Raw genomic sequence first — 8476 nt, 5'->3', positions numbered from 1 at the left:
GGTGGGCGGGGAGGCGGTCGAAGCGGTTCGCCCGCTCGTGAACGCGCGGAACGACCTGGTGCGCGGGGCCGCGGTCGACGCGCTTGTCACGATAGAGAGCGACGACGCGGTCGAACTGCTCGCGCGCGCGGCACGGCGCGGCAACGAGGGACTCAGGCTCGCCGTCGTGCGTCGGCTCGGAGCGCTCGGTCGCCGGGACGCGACCGGCGTGTTGCTCGGCTCGCTGCGGGACCCCTCGGCATCGGTTCGCCGGGCAGCCGCGCGGTCCGTCGCCGCGGTGATCGCCGAGTCGGACGCCGTCCCGGCGGGCGATGTCCGCGACCGGCTCCTCGCGGAGCGACCCTTCGAGGCCGACGGGCTGCTCGCGGTGTTCCGGGCAGTCGCCGCGGAGCGAACCGGAGCCGACCGGAGGGCAGCGCCCGCCGACGCGACCGCGGGATCGGAGGAGCGCGTCGACACCGAGACCAAGCGGTACGCGGCGTGGCTGTACTGCGAACTCCTCGAATCCGCGGACCCGACCGCGGCGGACCGTTCGACCGCGGTCGAGTGGCTGATCGACGCGCTCGACCACCGCGACCGGCTGGTCGCCGATCTCGCCGCCGCGTACCTGCCCCGGATCGCCTCGACGAGCGGGACTGGGGACGGTCTGCCGGACGACGAGACCGACTCCGCCCTCGGGGTCGACATCAAGCGGAACCTCCGCGCGCTCGCCGGCGACGAGGCCGCCTCCGACGCCGCGCGGGAACGCGCCAGGGCGGTGTTGCGGCGGTTCAAGCGGGCCGTCGTCGAGGCGGCCGCGGACCGCGACGTGGAGTACGTCTACGTCCGCTGGCCCGCGGACTACACGGAGAGCTACAACGAGTGAGAGCGCAGCGACGCCGAGTGACTGGACCCAGCGACGCCGAGTGAAGGGCGATTACGACGGGTGAGCGAGGACGGGGAACGGGAGACAAGTTCTCGCAGTCACGGCCGCCGAACGAACTGCCCGTCGTCGACCGCGACCGTCAGGTCGATCGTCTCGTCGAGGAGGTTCAGAACGGTGGCGACGTTACGATCCGCGTCCGCGTCGACGTACAGCTGTAAGACGCCGCCCGCGTCGGCAAGGCGCGCGGCGAGCATACGGATGAAGGCCACCGACCGTTCGACGTCGAAGGCGGCGACGATCTGGTGGAAGACGCTCACCTCCAGCGAGACGCGCTCGCCGGGTTCATGGTTGTCGTCGAGGATCCGCGAGACCGTCTCGCCGACCTCGGCCGGGGAGAGCCGCGGGTCGAGTTCGACGATTTCGACGTTCCGGCCCTGGAAGTCCACATCGGGCGTCGCCTCGAAGTCGTACTCCCCGGTGCTGACGATCACCGCCCGCCGTGGCCACGCGTCGAGGGCCTCGTCGAGCGCGCGGACCAGCCGCTCCGGGGAGGGGGTCACGGCCACCACGAGCCCCGCGGCGGCGTGGAAGTGGGTCCGGAGCGCGTCGGCCTCGTCGCCGGCGGCCGACGCGTCGACGCGGACGACCCCGTCCCAGTTGACCCGCTCGGCCACGTGTGTTCCGTCGGCGACCCGGTCGGCGACGTGTTCGTACAGGTGCCTTTTGAACTCGGCAACGGCGCCGCCGCTGTCGTAGGTGGTCTTGGCCGTGGCGCAGTACGGGCAGTCCCAACTTACACGGAAGTCAGACGTAGAGAGCGCGTCGGAGTCGTGTGCGAGCAGGTGGGACCCGGTCACGTCGACCATCTCCGAGCGGTCCCGCGTCCACGCGACGAACCCGCACCGGCCACACGCCCAACGGCTCACCATGATCAGAGACGTGTCTCTCGGGAACCGTCGGAAGCACATGTATGTTGGGTAATGTGTGTGGAGACCGCGGCGTCGGAGGAGCGGCGGTCACTCGGGCCCGAGCGAGCCGGCGTCACCGCCGTCGGGACCGACAGACGCGTCGACCGCGAACCCGTTCTCGTCGGCGTGTTCGACCCGGACGCGCGTGACCCGGGTCGCGGTCGCGCCGGTGACGGCGAGCGTGACCTCGCCGACCGCGACGCGGTCACCTTCCTTCGGGAGCCGCCCGAGCTGACGGGTGACGAGCCCCGCGACAGTCTCGACGCCTGCGTCCGCGGGCAGCGAGAGGCCGAGCGCCTCGTTGAGGTGGCCGACCGTCGTCCAGCCGCGGACCACGGCGGCGTCGGGCGCGACCACGTCGACCGCGTCCGTCTCCCAGCGGCCGACCAGCTCGCCGACGACCTCCTCGAAGAGGTCCTCCAACGTCGCGATTCCCACGACCGCGCCGTGCTCGTCAACGACGATCACCATTCGCGTCTCGCTCGCGCGCATCTCCGTGAACAGCTCGTCGAGCGGCTTCGTCTCGGGGACGAACGCCGGCTCGCTGAGCGCGCTCGCGAGGTCGGCACCGCTCTCGTCGGCGCGGATCGCGTCGCGGACGTCGACGACCCCGACCACGTCGTCGCGGTTCTCGCCGTACACCGGCATCCGGGTGACTCCCTCGCTCGCGGCCCGCGAGAGCGCGTCCGCCGGGGTCGCCGTGTCGGGGAGCGCGACCACGTCGGTCCGGGGGACCATCACCGCGGCGACGGTGGTGGTCTCCAGATCGAGGACGCCCCGGATCATCGCGCCCTCGTCAGGGTCGAGCGCGCCCGCGACCTCGCCGGAGCGCACGAGCGTCGCGATCTCCTCCCGGGTGAGGTACGACTCGATGGCGGACTCGCCGCCGGTGAAGCGGTTGACGACGCCGGAGGCCGCCTCGAACACGTACAGGACGGGACGGAGCACGCGCTGGACCGCGACGACGATCCGGGAGACCCGGAGCGCGTGTCGCTCCGCGTTGGCGACGGCGTACGACTTCGGCGCGATCTCGCCGAAGACGATGACGAACACCGAGGTGACGAGCGTCGACCCCGTGGCCGCCTGGCCGCCGGAGAAGCCGAACCGGACGAACACCGCGGTCGCGACCGACGCGGCGGCGATGTTGGCGACGTTGTTGCTCACCAAGGCCGTGACGAGGAACCGGTGGGAGTCGTCGCGCAGCGCCGACAGCGCCCGGGCGCCGGGAGCGTCGGTCGCGACGAGCGAGTCGATCCGGTGGCCGGGGACGGAGAACACCGCGAGTTCCGAGCTGGAGAAGAAGGCGCTCACCGCGGTCAGCGCGAGGATGGCGCCGACGCCGACGAACGCGATCGTGAGGTTCATGCGCGGAACGTGCGGCCCAATATAAAAGGGAGTACCGGCGGCGAACATACCCACGAACGCGCATTCTCCAGTCGAAACAGAGGGGTCGATACCCACGAGCGCGGATCCGTTCGGGCGGCAAAACGGCGCGATGAGGAAAGCGTTAACCCCGCGCCGCGGGTGCGTTTCGACATGAAGGTACTCGTGACCGACCCCATCGCGGACGCGGGGTTGGACCGACTCCGAGACGCCGGCCACGAGGTCGTCACCGACTACGAGGCGGAGGGGGAGGCGCTGCTCGACGTCGCAGCCGACGCCAACGCGCTGATCGTGCGGTCCGGAACCGACGTGAACGAGGCGGTCTTCGAGGCCGCGAGCGAGCTCGTCATCGTCGGCCGGGCGGGCATCGGCGTCGATAACATCGACATCGAGGCCGCGACCGACCACGGGGTCATCGTCGCAAACGCCCCCGAGGGGAACGTCCGCGCCGCCGCCGAGCACACCGTCGCGATGACGTTCGCCGTCGCGCGCTCGATCCCGCAGGCGCACGGTCGCCTGATCGGCGGCGAGTGGGCGAAAGGCGAGTTCCTCGGTACCGAGGTGAACAACAAGACGCTCACCATCGTCGGCCTCGGCCGCGTCGGGCAGGAAGTCGCCAAGCGCCTCGACTCGCTCGGGATGGACCTCGTCGTCTACGACCCGTACATCTCTGAGGAGCGCGCCGACCGGATGGGGGCGGAGCTCGTCGAGGACCTCCACGACGCGCTCGCCGTGGGCGACTTCGCGACGATCCACACCCCGCTTCTCCCCGAGACCGAGGGGATGATCGGCGAGGCCGAGCTGGCCAAGCTGGAGGGCGGCTACCTCATCAACTGCGCCCGCGGCGGCATCGTCGACGAGGATGCGCTCGCTGAGGCGGTCGAGGACGGCGTCCTCGCCGGCGCCGCGCTCGACTCCTTCGCCGAGGAACCGCTCCCCGAGGACTCGCCGCTGCTCGACGTCGAGGAGATCGTCTTGACCCCGCACCTCGGCGCGTCGACGGAGGCGGCCCAGGAGAACGTCGCGGTCGACACCGCCGAGGCCGTCCTCGCGGCGTTCGACGACGAGCCGGTCCTCACCGCGCTCAACGCGCCCTCGGTCGACGAGAGCGCGTTCCCGCGAATCGAGCCGTACATCGACGTGGCCGAGACCGCCGGGAAGGTCGCCGCCCAGCTGCTCGACGGTCGGATCACCGGGGTCGAGGCGACCTACGAGGGCGACATCGCCGCGGAGGACGTCGACCTCGTCACCGCGAGCGCCCTGAAGGGCGTCTTCGAGCCGCTGGAGTGGCAGGTGAACGCGGTGAACGCGCCGCGGCTCGCCGAGGAGCGCGGCATCGAGGTGACCGAGTCGAAGACCCGGCAGACCGACGACTTCCAGAGCCTCGTGCGCGTCACCGTCCACAACGGCGACGACGAGATCGCGGTCGAGGGAACGCTGTTCGCCGGCGAGGACGCCCGCATCGTCCGGATCGACGGGTTCCGGGTCGACGCGGTCCCGTACGGCCACATGCTCGTCGCGCGAAACACCGACGAGCCCGGCGTCATCGGGCTCATCGGGACCGTCCTCGGCGACCACGACGTCAACATCGCCGGGATGTTCAACGGCCGCGAGACGCAGGGCGGGGAGGCGCTCACCGTCTACAACCTCGACTCGGCCGTCCCCGACGCCGCGACCGAGGAGCTGCTCGCGGACGACCGCGTCGTCGAGATCACCGAGCTCACCCTGGACGGCGCCGACGGGCGTGCGGACGAGTAACGCGGGACTCGCCGAGTAGGCGGCGAGTACTGCGCAGCCCCGGAGAAGATATCAGACCGTCCCCGGACGGGCTACGACTCCGCCGCGGGCGACTCCGAGACCGCGACGAGCGCGTCCGCGTCGGCGACGACGGGCGACGCGACGGCTTCGATCGGTCGATCCCCGAAGGCGACGACGAACGCCGCGCCGTCGCCGACCGTCGTGTCCGACAGGCAGGCTTCCCCTTCTGCGGCCCCGCGACCCGCACCGACGCCGACCGTCCAGCCGTGCGACTCGGCGAGCGCCGCGACCGACGCGAGGCCGATCCCGGTCCCCTCGTCCGCAGTCGTGTAGCCCCGGTCGAACACGCGGTCGCGTCGGACCCGGCGTGGACAGCCGCGTTCCGGAAGAGGTTCTCCAAGACGCTCCGCACCGCAGTCCTGTCCGCGGCGTACGACTCGTCGCCCGCCACCGTCAGCGTCGCTCCCGCCGTCTCGGCGGTCCGCCAAGCCGCCTCGGCCGCGGCCGCGAACGAGAACGACTCGGCACCGGCGTCTGGGTCCGGGTGGTCGACGGCCGCGAGCGTCTCGTCGACGATCTCGAAGATCCGGTCGTGAGCGCTCTCGACCCGCTCGGCCGCCGCCTCGTCGCCCGCGGTCGCGAGGTCCGTGAACCCGTCCGCGACCGTCAACGGGTTCTTAATGTCGTGCGCCAGCGCGTGCGTCAGCGTCTGGAGCCGGTCGTTCGCCACTTCGAGGTCCCGCCGGTTGCGCTCCGAGTCGGTCACGTCGCGAAACAGCAACACCGTCCCCTGCGAGCGGCTGCCGAGCGTCGGAAGCGAAACGGCAGAGAGCGAGACGAACCGCGGCTCGCCGGCGACCTCGACGCGGAGCGGTTCGTCAGGGGCCTCGCCGCGGCGGTACGCGGCGCGGACCTCCGGGGCGTCGGCGAGCGCGTCCGCGATCGGGACGCCGACCGCGACGCCCTCGCCGAGCCACGCGCGGGCCGCCGGGTTCGCGTCCGCGATCCGCCCGCTTCGGTCGACGACGACGATCGGGTCGGGGACCGCCTCCAGGGTCACCTGCCGGGCGACCGGCGTCACGCCCAGCGTCCGCCCCCGCCGGACCGCGATCGTGAATGCGACGCCCGTGAGCACGAACAGGAGTTCGGGCCGGAACGCCGGGCCGCCCCCGAGCACGACGAACTGCGCGCCCCACGGCGCGGCAGAGCCGACGAGCAGCAGCCCCGCGGACGCGCGGAACGCGGGCGCCGAGTCGTACACGCCGTACGCGAGCGTCGCGAACGTCCCGACGAGCAGGACCTGCGAGTAGAGCCAGCCGACCCACCACACCGGGCCGAACTCCCGGACGAGCACCGTCCCCGAGCCGACCGCGACGAGGTCGGTCCCGGTCCGGACCAGCCCGTGGACATCGTTCGTCCAGCTCAGCAGGGTCAACGCGGCGAGCGGGGCGAGCAGCGCGAGCAGGCGGCGCCGGGAGAGCCACGCGTCGTAGCCGAGGTAGGACGCGACGAACGCGACCGCCGCGACCGGGACGACCGCGGTCGCGGGGTACTGGACGTTGAGCCAGAACAGCTTCCCGGCCTCAGTCGTCGCGACGGCCTCGCCGAACAGCCCCGCGGACCACCAGGCGATCGCGGCCATGAACGCGACCGCGGCGCGACCGCCCGACTCGTCGCGGGAGTCGAACGCGACCGCCGTCGCACAGACCGCAACGACGGCGGCGAGCGCGGCGAGCGGCGCGGTCGTCGGGACGTCTATCAACTTGTCTGTCGTTCAAGTGTTTACTACTTAATACAAACTGTCGGGGCGACGTGTTCGGCAATCGGTGATAGCGCCAACGGCTCTGGGGTGTCGAGGGCGCGGGTCGAGAGCGGGAGGTGGGCGGCCGCACCGACCGGCCCCGTCGGGCGATCAGTCGTGGAGGTGGTCGACGACGGCGTCGGCGTCGTTCGGGACCGGCTCGGGGTCGCCGCCGGCCTCGTAGGCGGCGTCGGGGTCCTTGAGGAGGTGGCCGGTCGTCAGGCAGACCACGCGCTCGTCGTCGTCGACGACGCCCTCGCGCCGGAGCTTCTTGAGGCCCGCGAGGCTCGCGGCGGAGGCGGGCTCGACGCCGACGCCCTCGCTGGCGAGGTGGCGCTGCGCGGCGGTGATCTCCGGGTCGCTCACGGCAACGGCGGTGCCGCCGGTGTTCCGGATGCCGGGGAGCGCCTTCGGCGCGTTGACGGGGTTGCCGATGCGGATCGCGGTCGCCCGCGTCTCGACCTCCTCCCAGCGGCGGATCTCGTCGTTCCCCTCCTCGACCGCCTCGACCATCGGCGCGGCGCCCTCCGCCTGGACGCCGGTGAGCTTGGGGACCTCGTCGGGGTCGAGCGCGCCCGACTGGACGAGCTCGCGGAACCCCTTGTACAGCGCCGAGGTGTTGCCCGCGTTGCCGACGGGCAGGACGATGCGGTCCGGGAACGTCCCGTAGTCGGCGTAGAACTCCTCTAAGATCTCGAAGCCGATCGTCTTCTGCCCCTCCAGCCGAAACGGGTTCAGCGAATTGAGCAGGTACGCCTCGCCGCGGGCGGCCAGCTCCTGGACGATGTCGAGGCACGCGTCGAAGTTGCCGTCGACCTCCAGGATGCGCGCGCCGTGGAGGCTCGCCTGCGCGATCTTCCCGGCGGCGACCTTCCCCTCCGGGAGGAGGACGAGGGTCTGCATCCCGCCGCGGCCGCCGTAGGCCGCGAGCGCGGCCGAGGTGTTGCCGGTGGAGGCGCACGCGAGCGCGCCGACGCCCAGCTCCTTCGCGACGCGGACGCCGACGGTCATCCCGCGGTCCTTGAACGAGCCGGTGGGGTTCATCCCCTCGTGTTTGATCCGAAGCGCGTCGACGCCAACCGCCTCCTCGATGCGCGGGACGCGGTGGAGCGGCGTGTCGCCCTCGGGGAGGGTAACGCCGAGGTCGAACGGGAGCCCCTCGCGGTAGCGCCAGACGCCGCGGTCGGGGCCGTCGGAGGACGCGCCGGACCCGAACTCGTCGAACGTCGGGGGGTCGTCGTACCGGACTTCGAGCAGGCCGTCGCACTCGTCGCAGGTGTAGCGCACCGCCTCGAACGGGGCGAACGTCTCGTCGCACGCGATACACGCGAGCCACGTCCCGTCGTCGGCGCAGTCTGGCGCCGCCGGGGTCGGGGCGTCGATGGCGAGATCCATTACCACGGCGTCCGTCCCGCCGGGGCTTAAGACGGGCGGTCGAGACGGACGTTGCCGGCCGACGCGAACGCGTTCGGCCTCAGTCGACGATGATCTCGGAGCTCTCGTCGCCCCCGTCGTCGCCGGAGCCGAGGCGGTCCTGGTAGCGCTGGATCCAGTCGGCGAAGCAGTCGGGGCAGAGCCGCTGGGTGTCGATGTTCGCCCGGTCGACGCTCAGCCGGACGGTGCGCGCGAGCGCGTCCGTCGTGGCCTCGCCGCAGGCGTCGCAGGGCGCAGTCGTCGGCGCGTCGCTCATATGGTGTCGGT

The 8476-nt window shown here is 71.9% G+C and carries 7 protein-coding genes; 2 read left to right on the top strand and 5 right to left on the bottom strand.

Translation table 11 applies throughout. From position 1 onward, the window contains the following. The coding region (locus tag B9H04_RS16695; protein WP_139835142.1) for a HEAT repeat domain-containing protein at window positions 1-865 on the top strand (865 nt) is incomplete at its 5' end. A 98-nt stretch (window positions 866-963) separates the two neighbouring features. On the opposite strand, the gene B9H04_RS16690 is transcribed toward B9H04_RS16695, so the two are convergent. After that, complete coding sequence (locus tag B9H04_RS16690; protein ID WP_049932145.1) at window positions 964-1794, bottom strand: DUF7504 family protein; 831 nt, start codon at window positions 1792-1794, stop codon at window positions 964-966. A gap of 87 nt (window positions 1795-1881) precedes the next feature. Beyond that, window positions 1882-3198: a hemolysin family protein gene (locus B9H04_RS16685; RefSeq protein ID WP_049932014.1), complete on the bottom strand. Its 1317-nt coding sequence runs from the start codon at window positions 3196-3198 to the stop codon at window positions 1882-1884. Window positions 3199-3369: 171 nt separating this feature from the next. Here B9H04_RS16685 and serA point away from each other — a divergent pair, with 171 nt between their 5' ends. Then, entirely contained in the window at window positions 3370-4974 is a 1605-nt protein-coding gene (serA, locus tag B9H04_RS16680) for a phosphoglycerate dehydrogenase (RefSeq protein ID WP_085682876.1), read from the top strand. Here the strand turns inward: serA and B9H04_RS16675 are convergent. From B9H04_RS16675 to B9H04_RS16665, 3 genes are all read right to left on the bottom strand, one after another. After that, window positions 4937-6736, bottom strand: a complete 1800-nt coding sequence (locus tag B9H04_RS16675; protein ID WP_248648657.1) for a histidine kinase N-terminal 7TM domain-containing protein — start codon at window positions 6734-6736, stop codon at window positions 4937-4939. The genes serA and B9H04_RS16675 overlap by 38 nt on opposite strands. A gap of 150 nt (window positions 6737-6886) precedes the next feature. Continuing rightward, window positions 6887-8170, bottom strand: a complete 1284-nt coding sequence (thrC, locus tag B9H04_RS16670) for a threonine synthase (RefSeq protein WP_049932011.1) — start codon at window positions 8168-8170, stop codon at window positions 6887-6889. A gap of 79 nt (window positions 8171-8249) precedes the next feature. Further along, window positions 8250-8465: a DUF7569 family protein gene (locus B9H04_RS16665; RefSeq protein ID WP_049932009.1), complete on the bottom strand. Its 216-nt coding sequence runs from the start codon at window positions 8463-8465 to the stop codon at window positions 8250-8252. Window positions 8466-8476: the final 11 nt, after the last annotated feature.

Source organism: Halorubrum ezzemoulense DSM 17463, from assembly GCF_002114285.1.
Lineage (GTDB): Archaea > Halobacteriota > Halobacteria > Halobacteriales > Haloferacaceae > Halorubrum > Halorubrum ezzemoulense.
This window is presented reverse-complemented; position numbering and strand designations above follow the sequence as displayed.

What these genes read in the sequence shown, in the direction of transcription:
- B9H04_RS16665 (WP_049932009.1), bottom strand. Translation starts at nt 8,465, where the DNA reads ATGAGCGACGCGCCGACGACTGCGCCCTGCGACGCCTGCGGCGAGGCC.
- serA (WP_085682876.1), top strand. Translation starts at nt 3,370, where the DNA reads ATGAAGGTACTCGTGACCGACCCCATCGCGGACGCGGGGTTGGACCGA.
- B9H04_RS16685 (WP_049932014.1), bottom strand. Translation starts at nt 3,198, where the DNA reads ATGAACCTCACGATCGCGTTCGTCGGCGTCGGCGCCATCCTCGCGCTG.
- B9H04_RS16690 (WP_049932145.1), bottom strand. Translation starts at nt 1,794, where the DNA reads ATGGTGAGCCGTTGGGCGTGTGGCCGGTGCGGGTTCGTCGCGTGGACG.
- thrC (WP_049932011.1), bottom strand. Translation starts at nt 8,170, where the DNA reads ATGGATCTCGCCATCGACGCCCCGACCCCGGCGGCGCCAGACTGCGCC.